This window comes from Azotobacter tropicalis, from assembly GCF_059739045.1.
Map to the genome: position 1 here is coordinate 1,282,964 of NZ_AP046059.1, position 18,188 is coordinate 1,301,151.

The 18,188-nt window shown below is 67.1% G+C and carries 17 protein-coding genes, 1 tRNA gene and 1 pseudogene; 10 read left to right on the top strand and 9 right to left on the bottom strand.

What is annotated here, in order from left to right; translation table 11 throughout:
- Window positions 1-968: 968 nt before the first annotated feature.
- From Atro_RS05945 to Atro_RS05955, 3 genes are all read right to left on the bottom strand, one after another.
- A tRNA-Thr gene (locus Atro_RS05945) sits at window positions 969-1,044 on the bottom strand.
- A 106-nt stretch (window positions 1,045-1,150) separates the two neighbouring features.
- Window positions 1,151-1,987, bottom strand: a complete 837-nt coding sequence (locus tag Atro_RS05950; protein WP_497926839.1) for a CvfB family protein — start codon at window positions 1,985-1,987, stop codon at window positions 1,151-1,153.
- Window positions 1,988-2,018: 31 nt separating this feature from the next.
- Window positions 2,019-3,155 carry a PQQ-dependent sugar dehydrogenase gene (locus Atro_RS05955; RefSeq protein ID WP_497926840.1) on the bottom strand — a complete coding sequence of 379 codons (1,137 nt, stop codon included), beginning with the start codon at window positions 3,153-3,155 and terminating at the stop codon, window positions 2,019-2,021.
- Between the two features lie 109 nt (window positions 3,156-3,264).
- On the opposite strand from Atro_RS05955, the gene Atro_RS05960 reads away from it, so the two are divergent.
- Window positions 3,265-3,975 carry an rRNA pseudouridine synthase gene (locus Atro_RS05960; protein WP_497926841.1) on the top strand — a complete coding sequence of 237 codons (711 nt, stop codon included), beginning with the start codon at window positions 3,265-3,267 and terminating at the stop codon, window positions 3,973-3,975.
- Between the two features lie 19 nt (window positions 3,976-3,994).
- Here Atro_RS05960 and Atro_RS05965 read toward each other — a convergent pair whose 3' ends face one another.
- Window positions 3,995-4,759, bottom strand: coding sequence for an SDR family NAD(P)-dependent oxidoreductase (locus tag Atro_RS05965; protein WP_497926842.1), 765 nt, complete (start codon window positions 4,757-4,759; stop codon window positions 3,995-3,997).
- Window positions 4,760-4,915: 156 nt separating this feature from the next.
- Between Atro_RS05965 and Atro_RS05970 the strand changes: the two genes are divergently transcribed.
- Both Atro_RS05970 and Atro_RS05975 read left to right on the top strand, forming a co-directional pair.
- Window positions 4,916-5,665, top strand: a complete 750-nt coding sequence (locus tag Atro_RS05970; protein ID WP_497926843.1) for a Mut7-C RNAse domain-containing protein — start codon at window positions 4,916-4,918, stop codon at window positions 5,663-5,665.
- Between the two features lie 86 nt (window positions 5,666-5,751).
- Window positions 5,752-6,774 (top strand): patatin-like phospholipase family protein, encoded by a 1,023-nt coding sequence (locus Atro_RS05975; RefSeq protein WP_497926844.1) that lies wholly within the window; start codon window positions 5,752-5,754, stop codon window positions 6,772-6,774.
- Here Atro_RS05975 and Atro_RS05980 read toward each other — a convergent pair.
- From Atro_RS05980 to Atro_RS05990, 3 genes are all read right to left on the bottom strand, one after another.
- Complete coding sequence (locus Atro_RS05980) at window positions 6,691-7,611, bottom strand: substrate-binding periplasmic protein (protein ID WP_497926845.1); 921 nt, start codon at window positions 7,609-7,611, stop codon at window positions 6,691-6,693. The genes Atro_RS05975 and Atro_RS05980 overlap by 84 nt on opposite strands.
- A gap of 528 nt (window positions 7,612-8,139) precedes the next feature.
- Window positions 8,140-8,277 carry a hypothetical protein gene (locus Atro_RS05985; RefSeq protein WP_497926846.1) on the bottom strand — a complete coding sequence of 46 codons (138 nt, stop codon included), beginning with the start codon at window positions 8,275-8,277 and terminating at the stop codon, window positions 8,140-8,142.
- 135 nt (window positions 8,278-8,412) lie between these two features.
- On the bottom strand, window positions 8,413-8,565 hold the full coding sequence (locus Atro_RS05990; RefSeq protein ID WP_497926847.1) for a hypothetical protein: 153 nt from the start codon (window positions 8,563-8,565) through the stop codon (window positions 8,413-8,415).
- Between the two features lie 306 nt (window positions 8,566-8,871).
- Here Atro_RS05990 and Atro_RS05995 point away from each other — a divergent pair.
- The 6 genes and pseudogenes from Atro_RS05995 (at window position 8,872) to Atro_RS06020 (ending at window position 16,303) form a co-directional block, all read left to right on the top strand.
- A pseudogene (locus Atro_RS05995) lies at window positions 8,872-9,881 on the top strand (zinc-dependent alcohol dehydrogenase family protein).
- 40 nt (window positions 9,882-9,921) lie between these two features.
- Window positions 9,922-10,920 (top strand): dihydroorotate dehydrogenase-like protein, encoded by a 999-nt coding sequence (locus tag Atro_RS06000; protein ID WP_497926848.1) that lies wholly within the window; start codon window positions 9,922-9,924, stop codon window positions 10,918-10,920.
- A 137-nt stretch (window positions 10,921-11,057) separates the two neighbouring features.
- On the top strand, window positions 11,058-12,134 hold the full coding sequence (locus tag Atro_RS06005) for an HlyD family secretion protein (protein WP_497926849.1): 1,077 nt from the start codon (window positions 11,058-11,060) through the stop codon (window positions 12,132-12,134).
- Window positions 12,131-14,848: a ribosome-associated ATPase/putative transporter RbbA gene (gene rbbA / locus Atro_RS06010; protein WP_497926850.1), complete on the top strand. Its 2,718-nt coding sequence runs from the start codon at window positions 12,131-12,133 to the stop codon at window positions 14,846-14,848. Before Atro_RS06005 ends, rbbA begins: the two co-directional genes overlap by 4 nt.
- A 1-nt stretch (window position 14,849) precedes the next feature.
- Complete coding sequence (locus Atro_RS06015; protein WP_497926851.1) at window positions 14,850-15,965, top strand: ABC transporter permease; 1,116 nt, start codon at window positions 14,850-14,852, stop codon at window positions 15,963-15,965.
- 116 nt (window positions 15,966-16,081) lie between these two features.
- Entirely contained in the window at window positions 16,082-16,303 is a 222-nt protein-coding gene (locus tag Atro_RS06020; protein WP_497926852.1) for a YgdI/YgdR family lipoprotein, read from the top strand.
- A 6-nt stretch (window positions 16,304-16,309) separates the two neighbouring features.
- Here Atro_RS06020 and Atro_RS06025 read toward each other — a convergent pair whose 3' ends face one another.
- Window positions 16,310-16,474, bottom strand: a complete 165-nt coding sequence (locus Atro_RS06025) for a hypothetical protein (protein ID WP_497926853.1) — start codon at window positions 16,472-16,474, stop codon at window positions 16,310-16,312.
- A 331-nt stretch (window positions 16,475-16,805) separates the two neighbouring features.
- On the opposite strand from Atro_RS06025, the gene Atro_RS06030 reads away from it, so the two are divergent.
- The gene (locus tag Atro_RS06030; protein ID WP_497926854.1) at window positions 16,806-17,222 is read left to right on the top strand and encodes an SRPBCC family protein; all 417 of its coding nucleotides are present in this window, start codon (window positions 16,806-16,808) and stop codon (window positions 17,220-17,222) included.
- Window positions 17,223-17,230: 8 nt separating this feature from the next.
- Here the strand turns inward: Atro_RS06030 and Atro_RS06035 are convergent, their stop codons facing one another.
- Window positions 17,231-18,133 (bottom strand): LysR family transcriptional regulator, encoded by a 903-nt coding sequence (locus Atro_RS06035; protein ID WP_497926855.1) that lies wholly within the window; start codon window positions 18,131-18,133, stop codon window positions 17,231-17,233.
- Window positions 18,134-18,188: the final 55 nt, after the last annotated feature.

The window sequence follows — 18,188 nt, forward strand, 5'->3', positions numbered from 1 at the left end:
AAGCAGAAAAGGAGCGAGGGACGCAGTCCAGGGCGGCATGGGCTTGGCGTTTTTGCCTACCCCCTCCCAACGGCCACCAGCGCCGGACGTTGCCCGGATTGCTGGCGCGCGCCGTGTGGCCTTCCTCGCGCATTGCTGGTGATCTACTCGGGCCTCCTTTAGATGCCCTCCAAAGACTTGACGGCGGCCATTCATGGTTTTTTCGCAAAACCGGCCATGACTGTAAACGCGCTTTACAGGTGGCTTGCATGGGGTGTTTTCGCAAACCGGCCAGGGGCGAACCAGATATCCGCCCCTGATTGGTCAGCGCCAAGGCGGCCAGCTGCCTTTCTTCGGCACAAACAAAAACGGCGAGGGGTTAGCCTCGCCGTTCCTGTGCGTGTGTACATCCTTGGGTTCATCATCCCGATGATGCCGCGATCCTTGCGGCTGTTCCCTTAGCTTCAATCCCTAGCAGCCTTCATCGATCCTTCGATGTCGGTGTGGAAGTAAAGCTACTTGGGTGGCCGCCTTGAGCAAAGTGGGAAAGCTCTCGATCTTTTGTAGGTCTTAGCTTACTTACAGGGACTCGCCTAGCGTGCTGGTGCTGCTCCAGATTGAGGCGGGTCCCCCTCCCCAAGGAGAGAAGATGAAGCAAGTAGTTCGAGGCCCGCGGATCCGCTTGGCAAAACCCACACAAGACAGAAGTGCAAAACCAGTAGGAAAAGCCCCTGCCCATTGAACAGCTTGTAATCCTCGTCGCGTGGCTTGGCGGCCTCGGATTTGGAGTCTGTGAGCGGGGTAACGGTGCGCGCCCTAGGGGGTACGTTTACAAATCGAACCGATGCCCCCCTAAACATACCCCTAAAACTTGGGGTATCCAGGCGAAGGCGGGAGAATGCAGGCACAAAAAAACCAGCTTTAGGGCCGGTTTCTCTGGGTTTCCCGCCTTGTTCGGGAGAACTCGGACGAAGGCAGGATAATGTTTGTGGTGCCGGTGAAAGGAATCGAACCCTCGACCTTCTCATTACGAATGAGCTGCTCTACCGACTGAGCTACACCGGCGGAAAACGCCGCACATTATTCAAATTTGGCCGCGTCAGCTCAAGCCCCGCAACGGCGAATCCGGCAACTTTTTTCCGCGTTTCAGGCAGTTGCGGGCGCCTGGCGGTCAACGGCGTTCGATGCGCTCGTCGTGGATGGCGATCAGGCCCTGCTTGTAGAGGCCGCCGATGGCTTTCTTGAAACTGCCCTTGCTGACGCCGAACAGCCGGGCGATCAGTTCCGGCGGGCTCTTGTCGCCGAGGGGCAGCGTGCCGCCCTCCTCATCCAGCCGCGCGAGGATGCGCTCGGCCAGCTCGTCGCGGGCGGCCTGGCCGACCGGCTGCAGCGTCAGGCTGATCTTGCCGTCGGTGCGCACCTCCTTGATGTAGCCCTGCTCGCGCATGCCGCCGCGCAGGAACTTGAACACCTCGTTCTTGTGAATCAGCCCCCAGTGCTGGCCGTCGACGATGGCCTTGAAGCCCAGCGGAGTCGGCTCGACCACCAGCAGGTCCACCTCCTGGCCGGGCTGGTAGCGGGGCGGGGTCTTGTCCAGGTAGCGGTCGAGCCGCGCAGTGGCGACGATGCGCCGGGTGCGCGGGTCGAGGTAGGCGTGGACCACGCAATAGTCGCCGACCTGCAGTGGGCGTTTCTCTTCGGAATGGGGCAGCAGCAGGTCCTTGGGCAGCCCCCAGTCGAGGAACAGGCCGACGCGGTTGATCTGTACCACCTTGAGGCTGGCGAAGCCGCCGACCTGGATCTTCGGTCGCAGGGTGGTGGCGATCAGCCGGTCGTCGCTGTCTAGGTAAACGAAGACGTTCAGCCAGTCGCCGACCTCGCTCGGCACATCCTTGGGCACATAGCGCCGGGGCAGGAGAATCTCGCCGTCCGCGCCGTCGTCGAGATAGAGGCCGAAGTCGGTGTGCTTGACCACCTGCAGGGAATTGAACCGCCCAATGAGTGCCATCTTGAGTACCTTGCTTGCCAGGGGCGGCATTCTACTCGCGAGGCGCCAGGCCGAGGCGCAACAATTTGCCGTCGGTCTCGTCGGTCAGCAGGTAGAGGTAGCCGTCCGGTCCCTGGCGAACGTCGCGGATACGGGTGTCCAGGTCTTCCAGCAGCCGCTCCTCGTGAACGACACGGTCACCGTCCAGTTCCAGGCGAATCAGGCAACGATCGACCAGGGCGCCGACGAACAGGCTGTGCCGCCAGGCCGGGAAGCGCTCGCCGTCGTAGAAGGCCATGCTGCTGATCGCCGGCGACTTCTCCCAGACGTAATGGGGCGGCTCGGTGCCCGCGACGGTCTTGCCGCGGGCCTCGGGGATCGGCAGGAAGCTGTAGTTGATGCCATGGGTAGCCAGCGGCCAGCCGTAGTTCCTGCCGGGCTCGGGGATGTTGATCTCGTCGCCGCCGCGCGGGCCGTGCTCGTGGGTCCAGAGCCGACCGGTCCAGGGATTGAGGGCGGCACCCTGCGGGTTGCGGTGGCCGTAGGACCAGATCTCCGCCCGCGCGCCCTGGCGGTCGACGAAAGGGTTGTCCTCGGGCACGCGGCCGTCCGGATACAGGCGCACCACCTTGCCCTGCAGCTTGTCGAGATCCTGGGCGGTCGGCCGCTGGTTGTTCTCGCCGAGGGTGACGAACAGATGGCCATCACGGTCGAACGCCAGCCGCGAACCGAAGTGGATGCCACTGGAGAGTTTCGGCTGCTGGCGGAAGATCGTCCGGAAATCCTCCAGCCGGCGCAGGTCCGCGGACAGCCGGCCGCGCCCCACGGCGGTGCCGGCCCGGCCGTCGCCCCCGGCCTCGGCATAGGACAGGTAGACGAGCCGGTCCGCGACGAACTGCGGCGACAGCGCCACGTCGAGCAGCCCGCCCTGCCCCTCGGCATAAACCTTCGGCACCCCGCCCAGCGGCTCGGATAATTGCCCATCGGCGAACAGCCGCAGGCGGCCGAGGCGCTCGGTGATCAGCACGCCCTGCCCGTCCGGCAGGAAGGCCAGCGCCCAGGGATGCTCCAGGCCGGTGGCCAGCGGATCGACTTGCACCGTCCCCTTTTCGCTGGGATATCGGGCCGCCTGGACGGCCGGAGCCAGCAGGACGGTGCAGAACAGGGCAAGCAGGCAGAGAGGACGCATGGTCGAGTTCCTTTCGTGAAAGAGAATCGCAGCCACTACAACTGTAGGAGCCAGACTCCGCGGCCACGCCGGCGAGTACAATACCCGCCCGATTCCGAGTGCCTTCATCATGACCGATCCCATCCGCCTGTCCAAACGCCTGGTCGAGCTGGTCCACTGCTCGCGCCGGGAAGCCGAGTTGTATATCGAGGGCGGCTGGGTCAGCGTCGACGGGCGGGTCGTCGACGAGCCGCAGTTCAAGGTCGGCGACGAGGCGGTGGTCCTGCATGCGGATGCGGTGGCCGCGCCGGTCGAGCCGGTGACCCTGCTGCTGCACAAGCCGGCCGGCGAGAGCATCGAGCAGGCATTGCAGTGCCTCGGCCCGGCGAGCCGTGCGGAAAGCGACCACGCCCCGCAGCGCCCGCTCTCCCGGCATTTCCGCAAGCTCACCGCGCTGCTGCCGCTGGAGCCCGCCGCCAGCGGCCTGCAGGTGTTCAGCCAACAGCGCGGCGTGCTGCGCAAGCTGGGCGAACAGGCCGACACGCTGGAACAGGAATTCGTCGTCGAGGTCGCCGGCGAACTGATCGCCGGCGGCCTGGCCCGGCTCGGCCACGGCCTCGACTACCGGGGCCGGGCTCTGCCGCCGTGCAAGGTCAGCTGGCAGAGCGAAAGGCACCTGCGCTTCGCTCTCAAGGCGCCGCAGAACGGGCAGATCGCGTACATGTGCCGGAGCGTCGGGCTCGAGGTATTGGGCCTCAGGCGCATCCGCATCGGCCGCCTGGCGATGGCCAGGCTGCCGGCGGGACAGTGGCGCTACCTGGACGAGCGCGAGCGCTTCTGAAGCATGGCGCCACGGCCTCTCACTGCGGATCGCGGTCGATGGCGAAGGGCGACCACGCCTGGCGCACCGGCATGACTTCCAGACGATTGATGTTGATGTGCGCCGGCAGGCTGGCGACGTAGAAGATCTGCTCGGCGATGTCCTCGGCGACCAGCGGCGTGGTGCCGCGATACAGCCGGTCGGAGGCCGCCTGGTCGCCCTTGGTGCGGACCAGGGTGAACTCGGTCTCCGCCAGCCCCGGGGCGATGTCGGTGACCCGCACGCCGGTGCCGAGCAGGTCGCAGCGCAGGTTGTAGGAGAACTGCTGGACGAAGGCCTTGGTCGCGCCGTAGACGTGGCCCCCCGGATAGGGCCAGTGGCCGGCTACCGAGCCGATGTTGACGATGCTGGCTCCCGTGCCGGTGGCGATCAGGGTCGGCAGCAGCGCGTGGGTGACGTTGACCAGGCCGGTGATATTGGTGTCGATCATGGTGTGCCAGTCTTCCAGCGCCACCTTCTGCGCCGCCTCCGGGGCCAGGGCCAGGCCGGCGTTGTTGAGCAGCGCCTTGACCTGACGGAAGCCCTCGGGCAGCGCCGCGACCGCCTGGCGCACCGCCTCGGCATCGCGCACGTCGAGGGCGGCGATGTGCACCGGAACCTTGTCCTTCAGCTCCTCCTGCAGGACCTGCAAACGCTCCAGGCGCCGGCCCGTCAGCACCAGCGACCAGCCGGCCTGGGCGAAACGGCGGGCGGCGGCATGGCCGAAGCCGGAAGTCGCCCCTGTGATGAAGACAATATCGCTCATTCCTGAACCTCTTCGTTCTCGTGGGAAGCACCGGCGCAGCCGGCATCGGCAAGGCTCCGGGCGGAGCCGCTCGCGCAGTCATATTACCTCTTGGCGATCCGATCCGCTTGCCGGCGGATCCGCGCCCGGTGCCGGCCCGGCTGCCATACTGTCGGCATGGTCAGCGCCACTTTCCGCTTCTACGAGGAGCTCAACGATTTCCTGCCGCTCGAACGGCGACGGCAGGCGTTCACCTGCAGCTGCGCGCGGGCGGCGACGGTCAAGCACATGATCGAAGCGCTCGGCGTGCCGCACACCGAGGTGGAGCTGGTGCTGCTCAATGGCGAGTCGGTGGATTTCGCCCAGCCGATCCGGGACGGCGACCGGCTGGCGGTCTACCCCCGCTTCGAGGCGCTGGACATCACTCCGCTGCTCAAGGTGCGCACCCAGCCCCTGCGCCGGCTGCACTTCGTCGCCGACGCCCACCTCGGCGGTCTGGCCCGCCTGCTGCGCATGTGCGGTTTCGACACCCTGTACGACAACCACTACGAGGACGGCCAGATCGCTGCCATCGCCGCCGAGCAGCAGCGCATCGTGCTGACCCGCGACCGCGAGCTGCTCAAGCGGCGGATCGTCACTCACGGCTGCTACCTGCATGCCCTGAAGCCAGCGCTGCAGTTGCGCGAGCTGTTCGACCGGCTGGATCTGGCGCGCAGCGCCCGGCCGTTCAGTCTGTGCATCCACTGCAATCTGCCGCTGCACGAGGTCGACCCCGAGCAGGCCAGGCCGCATCTGCCTCCGCGGATCGGCGCGCTCTACTCGCGCTTTCTCGGCTGCGATGCCTGTCAGCGGCTGTACTGGGAAGGCTCCCATTGGCGCAGCATGCGCGCGCTGCTGGCGCCCCTGCTGGACACGCCGCCGGCATGAAATACGCTGTTGGTCTGCTGCCGGGTGAAAGAGGCGCGTTTCGCCTGTCTGAAGCGGATACCCTTTTCAAGCGCAGGGAGGCTTCCATGTTCTTTCGTTCGCGCAACAACCGCCCAGCCGTGAGTCTCGCCCTGCAGGGCGGCGGTGCCCACGGCGCCTTCACCTGGGGTGTACTGGATGCACTGCTGGAGGACGGCCGGCTCGACTTCGCGGGCGTCAGCGGTACCAGCGCCGGCGCGATGAACGCGACCGTGCTGGCCCACGGTCTGCTGCAGGGCGGGCGCGACGGTGCACGGGAGGCGCTGGCCGGCTTCTGGCAGGCGGTGGCCAGCAGTGCACCCCTGCTCAACGCCGATGCCAACATCCGCAGCGGCTATCCGGCGACCAGCCTCAAGCTGATGCTCTACTGGACGCAGATGCTCGCGCCGCGCCAGCTCAACCCGCTCAACCTCAATCCGCTGCGCGACATCCTCGTTTCGCTGGTCGACTTCGAGCGCCTGCGCGCGGACTGTCCGCTCAAGCTGTTCATCGCCGCGACCAATGCCAACACCGGCCGCCTGCGGCTGTTCCGCAGCCACGAACTGAACGAGGATTGCGTGCTCGCCTCGGCCTGCCTGCCGACCTTCCATCACACCGTGGAAATCGACGGTGAGCCGTACTGGGACGGCGCCTTCTCGGCGAATCCGGCGGTGTTTCCGCTGGTCTACGAATGCGATGCGAACGACATCCTGCTCGTCCTGCTCAGCCCGATGGCCCACGGCAGGACGCCGCAGAGCGCCGAGGAGATCCGCCGCCGCACGCAGGAACTGGCGTTCAAGTCCACCTTCCTGCGCGAGATGCACAGCTTCGCCCACGCCCGCGAGCATGCCGCCCGCACACTGCTGCCCCTAGGCCGGCTGGAGCGGCGGCTGGCCCAGACCAACCTGCACATGATCGCCGACGATGCGCTGATGGGCCGGCTCGCCGCGGAGTCGAAGATGACCACCAGCCAGCCCTTTCTGGAAATGCTCCGCGACCAGGGCCGCTTACAGGCCATGGCCTGGTTGGAGAGCCATTACCGAGCAGTGGGACGACGCTCCTCGGTGGACATCGCCACCGTGTTCCTCTGAAGTCTCGTAGCGCCTGCACGGCTCCTGCGGCATGGCGCTTCCCTTGCGGACGGCATTGCGTGCGGAAGCGGCCAGCTCCAGCTGGTAGCGCTGGAAAATGGCGGAGATCGTGCCGTCGGCGATCAGTTCTGCGAGGCCCCGCTCGAAAGCCTGGAACTTTTCCTCGGAAACCCGCGCGCGGGAGAAGGCGATGGCATAGCCCACCTCCTTGAACAGGCCGACCTCGCAGATGTTGCGCAATTCGTGCTGCTCGATCAGACGACGGGCGATGTTGGGGTTCATGACCACCATGCCATCGCCGAAGCGCCCCGCATCGAGCTTGCGCATCAGACGCAGGTTGTCGGCTTCCAGGTAAATATGCGCCGAAGGGATGCCCTGCAGGGTCTGCCTGACCACGTTGGCCGTGCCCGAGGGGCCCAGCGTGTAGAAATCGCGTCGCTCGCCGTGCTCCGGGCGCCAGCTCTTCACGGGGTTGGAGCGATGAGCATAGAGATTGAGGCTGGAGTCGATCAGCACCGGACTGAAGCGGAAATCGATCGCCCTTTCGTGGCTGGCGATGACGGCGAAGACGGCATCGGTCTGCCCCTGCTCGAGCATCGCCAAAGAGCGGCGCCAGGGCACCAAACCGATCGGGCAGTCGAAATGGATACGAGCGCAGACCGCCTGGACCGTCTCGACGAAAGGACCGCGGGGAACCGGAGCCTTCGTGCCGTCGGCTAACTCCTTGGCGGAAAAGTCGAAAGACAGGAATTCGCCGGTAACGAAGCGCAGCTCCATGGCTTTGGCCGGCCAGGACAGCAACAGCGCCCAGATCATCAGGAATACACGTATCGACATCGACTGCTTACCCAACCACGCGCCGGAAATGGAGAGTCTACTTTTTTGCGCGCAAAAAAAGAGGCGAGGATAACCTCGCCTACTCTTCATTCCTTTTTTCCCTTTTTTCCTGACTCATCGTCCTGATGATTCGCCATCCAGCGAAGCCCCTGACCATCCTCCGTGGCAGCCTGTGTCAGTCCATCGACACGGGGCTGATCTTAACGCGCAGCCCCGACCGGACAAGGGGGCAAACCTCTGCCCTTGATTCGCGGAGGCTCCGGACGCGACGAGAAAATTCTTTTTTTTCAAGAGATTATTCATCACCCTGCTGCCAGCCTGTCTGTCGGCCGGCCACGGACTTACAAAGCTTGTAGGCAATGACTTACACGCTAGAGCGTAATCGGGACGACTTCTGCGGCCGGCTGGGTGGCCGCGCCGGAAAAGTCCTGCAGACAGACGAACGGCAGCCGGCCCCACGGGCAAGACCGCCGGTCGGAAAAAGAGCACGCGAGGCGCCGCAGCATCAGTCCATGGAAGGGCGAGCCCTCAGAACGTCATTCGGCGCGGCTCGGGTTCGGCTTTCGCCTCGGTTGCATGCGGTCGCGTTAGACGCTCCACATAGAGACCGGCTGCGAACAGGAAGCAGCCGGCAAGCGCGAGCAGATACATGCTGTCGATCGACATATGACGCCCTCCGTGGCGACATGAGGAACAGCTCTACCAGGCGGGCCTGAAACAGACGGCAGGCGCAGGCGGCCTGGATGGAGCCGATTTTCCTGTAGCGTCCCGCATCGCCGCCGGGCGATCCGGGACAGGCTTTCAAAAAAGCAATCCCAGAAAAGCAGTGCCGTACATCAGAAGCATCCCCACTTCGAGACAGCGGGTGAAGATAACCTCCCAACGGCTGCGTCTATCCCCTTCGCTCTCTTGCTTTGCCTCGATGCAGGAATCGCATTCGTTGACGTGCTGCATATGCAAGACCCTCTTTTTTCGGCTTCTCCGCCAGCGGCCTGCCGTGCTGCAGAGGCCTCACCAGTTCTTCTTGCGAAGCGCTGGACAAAAGAGGAACGACCATCGGCCTGCCCTACCCCACCGGTAAGTAAGGTGAGGCATTCCGCAACGGTCAAGGTCCGCAGGCAAAAACAGCCCGCGCCCCGACGGCGCGCCCGCCTACCCGATTGGATGGGGCCTGCACTAACCTCCAGCATTTAGACTGCCCGGCGACAATACGGCCCGCCAAGGCAGTGTGCCATCCCCATCCAGCCCGAGAGGAAAGACATGAGTATCCGCACCCTTCGTGTACAGGCCGGCGGCGGCTTCGAGCGTGTCGCCCTGGAAACCAGCGAGCCGGTCGAACCGCAGGCCGGCGAGATCGTCGTGCGCGTCCGCGCCAGCTCGCTCAACTATCACGACTACCTGGTGGTCAGCGGCGCCTGGGGCCGAGCGAGCCGCGCATTCCCCTGTCGGACGGCGCCGGCGAAGTCCTGGCAGTCGGCACAGGCGTCCGCGAATTCAAGCCGGGCGACCGGGTGGTCAGCACCTTCTTCCCCACCTGGCTGGACGGCGAGCCCGAGGTCGAGGGCTTCGCCACGGTGCCAGGCGATGGCATCGACGGCTTCGCCCGCGAGCAGGTGACCCTGCCGGCGAGCGCCTTCACCCATGCCCCGAAGGGCTGGAGCCACGCCGAGGCGGCGACCCTGACCACCGCCGGCCTGACCGCCTGGCGCGCGCTGATGGTCGACGGCAACCTCAAGCCCGGCGAGAGCGTGCTGGTACAGGGCAGCGGCGGGGTTTCGGTGTTCGCCCTGCAGTTCGCCAAGCTGGCCGGGGCGACGGTCATCGCCACCTCCTCCAGCGACGACAAGCTCGCCCGCCTCAAGGCCCTGGGCGCGGATCACCTGATCAACTACCGCCAGGACCCGCAGTGGGGCGACACGGTGCGCCGCCTGACCGACGGACGCGGCGTCGATCACGTCATCGAAGTGGGCGGACCGGCTACGCTGGAACAATCGATGACGGCCACGCGCATCGGCGGGCACATCGCGGTGATCGGCATCCTGTCCGGGCTCGCAGCTCACCTGCCGCTGGCCACGGCACTGACCCGCCAGTTGCGCCTGCAGGGCTTGATCGTCGGCAACCGCCGCCAGCAGCAGGAGATGATCCGGGCCATCGAGGCGACGGGCATGCGCCCCATCATCGATCGCCACTTTTCCCTGACGGAGATGGTCGAAGCCTTCCGGCACGAGGAAAGCGGGCAGCATTTCGGAAAGATCTGCCTGGACATCTGAGGCCTGAACAGGACGTACCACTGACTCCGGGAGCTGCACCTTGAACCTGACCACCACCTATCTGGGCCTGTCCCTACGCAACCCGCTGATCGCCTCGGCGTCACCGCAGAACGCCGACCTCGATCACCTGCGCCGGCTGGACGATGCCGGGATCGGTGCGGTCGTGCTGCCCTCAGTGTTCCAGGAACAGCTGGAGGCCGGTGCCAACGACTACGCCAGCATCGGCACCGCCTGTCGCGACGTACCGGCGTTCCTCCCGCCGGTCGACGGCGGTCCCTACGGGATGATTCCGGAAAGCCATCTGGCGTTGATCATGCGCGCCAAGGCCGAGCTGTCGGTGCCGGTCATCGCCAGCCTCAACGGCGCCTCGGCCAGCCACTGGACCCGTTACGCCGCCCTGCTGGAAGAGGCCGGCGCCGATGCCCTGGAGCTCAACCTGTACTTCGTGCCGGTCGACCCGCTGGAATCCGGCACGGCGGTGGAACAGCGCTACCTCGACGTCCTGAACGCGGTGCGCCAGGCGGTGAAGATCCCGCTGGCGGTGAAGATGCCGCCCTATTTCAGCTCCATCGGCAACATGGCCAGCCGCCTGGTGGAAAACGGCGCCGACGGCCTGGTGATCTTCAACCGCTACCTGCAGCCGGACATCGACCTGCAGCGCCTGGAGCTGTTCAGCACCCTCGAGTTGAGCAGCCCCGGGGAAATGCGCCTGCCGCTCTTGTGGATCGCCCTGCTGGCCGGGCGGATCAAGGGCTCGCTGGCTGCCTCCGGCGGCGTGGAGGACGTCGAGCAGGTGGTGAAATACCTGCTGGCCGGCGCCGATGCGGTGATGACCACCGCCGCCATCCTGCGCCACGGCCCCGGTCACGTGCGCACCCTGCTCGCCGGCCTGGAGGTCTGGCTGCAGAGCCAGCGCAGCCAGTCGCTGGAGCAAATCCGCGGACGGATGAGCTGGACACGGCTGCAAAAGCACGACAACTACGTGCGCGCCAACTACATGCACCTGCTGGAGACCTACTGCGCTCCACAGCCGGACTGAAACCGGCGGCATAGAGCGGCCCAGCGCCGACGCAGGTCAATTGGGGGCGAACCGACCGGTCGCTATACTCGCGGCAGGCACGCACGTCCGCCGACCAGCCCCCCGGGCGCCTCCCATGTAGTCAGGAATGCACCTTCATGAAACAGCAAGGCAAGAAACGCCTCGTCCGGAGCCTGCTGGCCGCCATTCTGCTGGCCGGCATCGCCGGCCTGGCCTGGCTGGAACTGCGCCCGACGGGCCTCGGCGAGGGCTTCGCCAGCGGCAACGGACGCATCGAGGCGACCGAAATCGACGTGGCGACCAAGCTGTCCGGGCGCATCGCGGAAATCACCGTGGACGAGGGCGACTTCGTCCAGCCGGGCCAGATCCTGGCGCGCATGGACACCCAGGTGCTGGAGGCCCAGCTGAGCGAAGCCCGGGCCCAGGTGAACAAGGCCGAGAACGCGATCCTGACCGCCCGCGCGCGGGTCGCCCAACGCCAGAGCGAACACGCTGCCAGCGCATCCGTCGTGCTGCAGAGACAGGCCGAGCTGGTCGCGGCGGAAAAGCACTTCCAGCGCACCGATGCGCTGGTCAAGCGCAACGCCGTGTCGCGCCAGCAGCTCGACGACGACCGCGCCAACATGCTGAGCGCCCAGGCGGCGGTGGCCACGGCACGCGCCCAGGTGCTGTCGGCCGACGCGGCGGTCAAGGCCGCCGAATCCGAGGTGATCGAGGCCGAATCCACCCTGGAGGCCGCCAGAGCGACGGTCAGGCGCCTGCAGGCGGACATCGACGACAGCCAGTTGAAGACCGACCGCCTGGCCCGCGTGCAGTACCGCGTGGCCGAGCCGGGCGAGGTGCTCGCCGCCGGCGGCAAGGTGCTCAACCTGATCGACCTGACCGACGTCTACATGACCTTCTTCCTGCCCACCCGCGAGGCCGGCCGGGTGGCCCTGGGCAGCGATGCCCACCTGGTGGTGGACGCCGCGCCGGACTATGTGATCCCGGCGCGGATCAGCTACGTTGCCAGCGTCGCCCAGTTCACCCCCAAGACCGTGGAAACCGAGAGCGAGCGGGAGAAGCTGATGTTCCGCATCAAGGCGCGGATCGACCCGCAGCTTCTGGAAAGGCATCTCGAGCACGTCAAGACCGGCCTGCCGGGCCGCGCCTACGTGAAGCTCGACCCGGCGCGCGAATGGCCCGCCCACCTGCAGGTCAACGTGAACCCATGAGCGCCGTCGCGCAGCTTGCCGGGGTCGGCCTGCGCTACGGCCGGACCCGTGCCCTCGACGCACTCGACCTGGAGATCCCGGCCGGCGGCATGGCCGGGCTGATCGGCCCGGACGGCGTCGGCAAGTCCAGCCTGCTGGCGCTGCTCGCCGGCGCCCGGCAGATCCAGGACGGCAGCGTGCGGGTGCTGGGCGGCGACATGGCCAATGCCGCCCACCGCCGCATGGTCTGCCCGCGCATCGCCTACATGCCCCAGGGCCTGGGCAAGAACCTCTACCCGACGCTGACCGTGTTCGAGAACCTGGAGTTCTTCGGCCGCCTGTTCGGCCAGGCGGCCGCCGGGCGCCGCTCGCGCATCGCCGACCTGGTGCACAGCACCGGCCTCGCCCCCTTCGTCGAGCGCCCGGCGGGCAAGCTCTCCGGCGGCATGAAGCAGAAGCTCGGGCTGTGCTGTGCGCTGCTCCACGATCCCGACCTGTTGATCCTCGACGAGCCGACCACCGGCGTCGACCCGCTGTCGCGCAACCAGTTCTGGGAGCTGATCGAGCGTATCCGCCGCCACCGCCCGGGGATGAGCGTGCTGGTCGCCACCGCCTACATGGACGAGGCGCAGCGCTTCGACTGGCTGGCGGCGATGGACGGCGGCCGGGTGCTGGCCAGCGGCGCGCCGGCCGAGCTGCTGGCGCGCACCGGGAGTGCCAGCCTGGAAGAGGCCTTCATCGCCCTGCTGCCGGAAGAGCGGCGCCGCGGCCACCGCGCGCTGGTCATCCCGCCGCGTAGCCCCAGCGCCGAGGTGGCCATCGAGGCCCACGGGCTGACCATGCGCTTCGGCGATTTCGTCGCGGTCGACCAGGTGAGCTTTCGCATCGAGCGCGGGGAAATCTTCGGCTTCCTCGGCTCCAACGGCTGCGGCAAGACCACCACCATGAAGATGCTCACCGGCCTCTTGCCGGCCAGCGAGGGCGAGGCGCTGCTGTTCGGCCGGCCGGTGGACGCCAAGGATCTGCAGGTGCGCCAGCGGGTCGGCTACATGTCGCAGGCCTTCTCCCTCTACAACGAGCTCTCCGTGCGGCAGAACCTCGACCTGCACGCCCGGCTGTTCCACGTCCCGGCCGCCGAACGGGAGGCGCGCATCGCCGCGATGGTCGAGCGCTTCGCCCTCGCCGGCGAACTCGACAACCTGCCGGGCGACCTGCCGATGGGCATCCGCCAGCGCCTGTCGCTGGCCGTGGCGGTGATTCACCGTCCCGAACTGCTGATCCTCGACGAGCCCACCTCGGGGGTCGATCCCATCGCCCGCGACGGCATCTGGGAACTCCTGATCCAGCTGTCCCGCGAGGAAGGGGTGACCATCTTCATCTCCACCCACTTCATGAACGAGGCGCTGCGCTGCGACCGCATCTCGCTGATGCACGCCGGCAAGGTGCTGGACAGCGACAGGCCGCAGGCGCTAATGGAGAAACGCGGCCTGCCGAGCCTCGAGGAAACCTTCATCGCCTACCTCGAGGAGGCCGGCGACGCCACCGCTCCGGCAGCACCGCCCGCGCCCGCCCCGGCGGAGACGCCCGCCCGCAACGGCGCCGCCCCGCCGCGCTTCAGCCTGCGCCGCCTGCTCAGCTACAGCCGGCGCGAGACCATGGAGCTGCGCCGCGACCCGATCCGCGCCACCCTCGCCTTCCTCGGCACGGCGTTCCTGATGTTCATCATGGGCTACGGCATCAACATGGACGTGGAGCACCTGACCTTCGCCGTGCTCGACCACGACCAGACCACCACCAGCCAGAGCTACGTGCTGGACGTGTCCGGCTCGCGCTATTTCATCGAGAAGCCGCCGCTGAGCGACTACGGCGAGCTCGAGCGGCGCATGCGCAGCGGCGAGGTCAGCCTGGCGATCGAGATCCCGCCGAACTTCGCCCGTGACCTCAAGCGCGGCGCCCGGCCGCAGGTGGCCTTCTGGGTCGACGGCGCCATGCCGACCCGCGCCGACACCATCAAGGGCTACGTGCAGGGCATCCACGGCAATTTCCTGCAGCGCCTGGCCCGCGAGTCGCCCCAGGGCGTCGACGGTGCCCTGGCGGAGGTCGCCGTGCGCTACCGCTACAACCCCGACGTGCAGAGCCTGCCGGCCATGGTGCCGACGATGATCCCGATCCTCCTGATGATGATCCCGGCGATGCTCACCGCCCTCGGCGTGGTGCGCGAGAAGGAGCTGGGCTCGATCACCAACTTCTACGTCACGCCGGTGACCCGCCTGGAATTCCTGCTCGGCAAGCAGCTGCCCTACATCGGCCTCGGCATGCTCAATTTCGCCATGCTGGTGGCGCTCGCCACCCTGTTCTTCGGCGTGCCGCTCACCGGCAGCCTGCCGGCCCTGGCCATCGGCGCGCTGCTCTACGTGATCTGCTCGACCGGCCTGGGCCTGTTGATGTCCTCGGTGCTGAGGAGCCAGATCGCCGCCGTCTTCGGCACCACCATCGCCACCCTGCTGCCGGCCATCCAGTTCTCCGGGCTGTTCCAGCCGGTGTCGTCCATGGAGGGACCGGGTGCACTGATCGGCCAGCTCTATCCGACCACCCACTTCATCACCATCAGCCGCGGCGTGTTCAACAAGGCCCTGGGCCTGACGGACCTCTGGCCCTACTTCGTTCCCCTGCTGCTGGCCATTCCGCTGCTGACCCTGGTCAGCGTCGCGGGCCTGCGCAAACAGGAGAAGTGACGTGCGCAAGCTCTCCAACATCCTGCAGCTCGGCATCAAGGAACTGCGCAGCCTGTACCGCGACCCGGCGCTGCTGCTGCTGATCCTCTACTCCTTCACCCTGGGCGTGTACTCCAGCGCCACCAGCCTGCCGGAGCCCCTCTATCGCGCCACCCTGGCGGTGGTCGACGAGGACCGCTCGCAGGCTTCCCACCGCATCGTCGACGCCTTCCGGGAACCCTACTTCCTGCCGCCGCAGTACATCGACAGCGCCGCGATGGACAGCGGCATGGACGCCGGGCGCTACACCTTCACCCTGAACATCCCGCCGAACTTCCAGCAGGATCTGCTGGCCGGGCACAGCCCGACCATCCAGCTCAACGTCGACGCCACCCAGGTCAGCCAGGCCTTCACCGGCGCCGGGCACATCCAGCAGATCGTCGCCGAGGAGGTCGGCGAATTCGTCCGCCGCTACCGCCGCGTCGAGACTCCGCCGATCGACGCGGTGGTGCGCACGGAATACAACCCCAACCTGGTGAGCGCCTGGTTCGGCGCGCTGAACGAGGTGGCCAACCAGATCACCATGCTGGCGATCATCCTCACCGGCGCGGCGCTGATCCGCGAGCGCGAGCACGGCACCATCGAACACCTGCTGGCGATGCCGGTCACCCCGCTGGAGATCATGCTGGCCAAGGTCTGGTCCATGGGCGCGGTGGTGCTGGTCGCCTCGATCCTCTCCCTGCAGCTGGTCGTCCGCCGCTGGCTGGAGGTGCCGCTGCAGGGCTCGATGGCGCTGTTTCTCGCCGCCACCGTGCTGCATCTGTTTGCCGTCACCTCGATGGGCATCTTCTTCGGCACCCTGGCCCGCTCCATGCCGCAACTGGGGCTGCTGATCATCCTCACGCTGATCCCGCTGCAGATCCTCTCCGGCGGCCGGACCCCGCGCGAGAGCATGCCCGAGGCAGTGCAGGACATCATGCTGGTCGCCCCCACCACCCACTTCCTCAAGCTGGTCCAGGCCGTGTTCTTCCGCGGCGCGGAGCTGGCCATCGTCTGGCCGTCGCTGCTGGCGATCCTGGTGATCGGCGGCCTGTTCTTCGCCGCCGCCCTGGCGCGCCTGCGCAAGTCGCTGCAATAGCGGACAACAGCCTCCCACGCCGGCGGACGGTGCATTCGCGGATAGACTGGAAGCAGGACAGCAACCCACCGGGGCGCATCGCCCCCTTCATACGTCACTGCCCAAGGTGCATCGTCATGAAAACACGCAACGTCCTCGGCGCCGCCCTGCTGTTGTCCGCCATCGGGCTGGTCGGCTGCTCCGGCCCGGCCATCGTCACCCTCAAGGACGGGCGCCAGCTCAAGACCACGGATACGCCGGCATACGACGAGGCAGCCGGCTTCTACGAATTCGAGCGCTACGGCAGGCGGATGCGGGTCAGCGAAACCGTCATCCTGAGCATCCGCGACGCCGATTGAATCCGCTCAGCCGAAGGTGACGTACATCTTGTAGGCCACGGTCGACAGCATGCACAGCCAGCCGAGGGCGATCAGCGCGACGCCCCAGCCCTCGGCGCGGTTGGCGAAGCCGACACCGAGCAGCAGGAAGCCGGCTGCGATCAGAAGCACCATGGTTTCGAGCGAAGTCATCGGCTCTTCCCGCTCCGTTGAGTGAAGGCTCCGGCGACGCGGCCAGGCCATCCAGCGCCCATCCCGGCGCCGTCGGCGTGGCAGTCACGCCTGACTCCCAGCATAGCCAGCGGCTGGCTGGCCGGCTGGCCGCCGAGCGCGCCGGGGTTCGGCCACGAACCTTCCCGACAGGCCCCAGAAGATACGGCCGTTCCATGTTCGGCTGTCGGCGGCCCGTACCGCCCGCTATGATCAACGCACCGGCACGCCAGGCCATTCGTACCGCCGCCAGGCTGCAGGGATGCCGCCCAGCGCTGCATGATCCTCGTCCACGTAAAAGGAACCGAAAGACATGATCGAAATAAGCGTCTCCGTAAGCATCGCCCGCCCGGCCGAAGAAGTCTGGTCGATCCTCGGCGGCTTCGACTTCCTGCCGCGCTGGGTAGGAGCGATCGCCAGCAGCCGGCTCGAGGACGGCGGTCGCGTGCGTCGCCTGGAGACGGTCGACGGCGAGGTCATCGTCGAGCGCCTGCTGGAGTTCAGCGACAGCGAGCGCCAGTACAGCTACGCACTGCTCGAAAGCCCCTTCCCGGTGTCCGAGTACGTCGGGCAGGTGGCGGTGCGCGACGACGGCACTGGCGGTGTACAGGCGGTCTGGTCCAGCCGCTTCCGCAGCCACGGTGTCGACGCAGTGGCGATCGCCGCGGACTTCGAGGGCTTCTATCACGCCGGGCTGGAGCGGCTGAAGGCGCTGGTCGAGGGGCGCTGACCCACCCGTTACGGGCGCTTCATGAACGCCTGCAGGCGCGGGACCATGAAATCGAGGAACGCCCGCACCCGTTGGGGCACATGCCGCCCGCCCGGATAGAGCGCATGGACCTCCTCGCAGTCGTGGCCGCTCTCGGCGAGCACCTCGACCAGCCGGCCGGCGGCGATATCGCGGTCGACGTGGAAGTCGGCCAAGCGGGCGATGCCGGCCCCGGCGATGGCCAGGCGGCGCACCGTTTCGCCGTTGTTGGCCAGCAGATTGCCGCGCACCATGCGGTCGACGATACGCCCGCCCTGGCGCAGCGGCCAGACCGGGCGGGCGCGGCGAAAGTTGAAACCCAGGCAGTTGTGCCGGTCGAGATCCTCGATGCGCTCGGGCACGCCATGCCGCTCCAGATAGGCCGGGGCGGCGACCATCCGGCGCCGGGCGACACCGATCTTGCGGGCGCGCAGGGTCGAATCGCCCAGCACGCCGATGCGAAAGGCGATATCGGTGCGTTCCAGGTAGAGATCGACGAGATCGTCGGACAGCGACAGGTCCACCAGGATGTCCGGGTGGGCTTCCCAAAAGGCCGGCAGCAGCGGCTCGATGGCCCAGGTGCCGAAGCCCACCGAGGCGTTGACCCGCACGGTGCCGCGGGCATGGCGCGCGCCCCCGGCGAGCGCCTGCTCGATGTCGTCCAGTTCGGCGAGCAGCGCCTGGCTGCGCTCGTAGTAGAGGCGTCCCTCGTCGGTCAGCGCCAGCCGGCGGGTGGAGCGCTCGAACAGGCGCACGCCGAGGCGCTGCTCGATGCGCAGGACCAGCTTGCTGATGGTCGAAGGGCTGGCCAGCAACTGGCGGGCGGCCTCGGAAAAGCTGCCGGTCTCCACCACGCGGACGAATATCTGCATCTCGCCGGCCCGGTTGTCCATGACGCCTCGCGTTCGACGGTTCGAAAGCGCGCAACGGTAGCACAGATCGCCCGGC

Excerpts from the sequence above, each read along its gene's own strand:
- Atro_RS05950 (WP_497926839.1), bottom strand. The coding sequence starts at position 1,987 with ATGGCACTCATTGGGCGGTTCAATTCCCTGCAGGTGGTCAAGCACACC.
- Atro_RS05955 (WP_497926840.1), bottom strand. The coding sequence starts at position 3,155 with ATGCGTCCTCTCTGCCTGCTTGCCCTGTTCTGCACCGTCCTGCTGGCT.
- Atro_RS05960 (WP_497926841.1), top strand. The coding sequence starts at position 3,265 with ATGACCGATCCCATCCGCCTGTCCAAACGCCTGGTCGAGCTGGTCCAC.
- Atro_RS05965 (WP_497926842.1), bottom strand. The coding sequence starts at position 4,759 with ATGAGCGATATTGTCTTCATCACAGGGGCGACTTCCGGCTTCGGCCAT.
- Atro_RS05970 (WP_497926843.1), top strand. The coding sequence starts at position 4,916 with ATGGTCAGCGCCACTTTCCGCTTCTACGAGGAGCTCAACGATTTCCTG.
- Atro_RS05975 (WP_497926844.1), top strand. The coding sequence starts at position 5,752 with ATGTTCTTTCGTTCGCGCAACAACCGCCCAGCCGTGAGTCTCGCCCTG.
- Atro_RS05980 (WP_497926845.1), bottom strand. The coding sequence starts at position 7,611 with ATGTCGATACGTGTATTCCTGATGATCTGGGCGCTGTTGCTGTCCTGG.
- Atro_RS05985 (WP_497926846.1), bottom strand. The coding sequence starts at position 8,277 with ATGTCGATCGACAGCATGTATCTGCTCGCGCTTGCCGGCTGCTTCCTG.
- Atro_RS05990 (WP_497926847.1), bottom strand. The coding sequence starts at position 8,565 with ATGCAGCACGTCAACGAATGCGATTCCTGCATCGAGGCAAAGCAAGAG.
- Atro_RS06005 (WP_497926849.1), top strand. The coding sequence starts at position 11,058 with ATGAAACAGCAAGGCAAGAAACGCCTCGTCCGGAGCCTGCTGGCCGCC.
- rbbA (WP_497926850.1), top strand. The coding sequence starts at position 12,131 with ATGAGCGCCGTCGCGCAGCTTGCCGGGGTCGGCCTGCGCTACGGCCGG.
- Atro_RS06020 (WP_497926852.1), top strand. The coding sequence starts at position 16,082 with ATGAAAACACGCAACGTCCTCGGCGCCGCCCTGCTGTTGTCCGCCATC.
- Atro_RS06025 (WP_497926853.1), bottom strand. The coding sequence starts at position 16,474 with ATGACTTCGCTCGAAACCATGGTGCTTCTGATCGCAGCCGGCTTCCTG.
- Atro_RS06030 (WP_497926854.1), top strand. The coding sequence starts at position 16,806 with ATGATCGAAATAAGCGTCTCCGTAAGCATCGCCCGCCCGGCCGAAGAA.
- Atro_RS06035 (WP_497926855.1), bottom strand. The coding sequence starts at position 18,133 with ATGGACAACCGGGCCGGCGAGATGCAGATATTCGTCCGCGTGGTGGAG.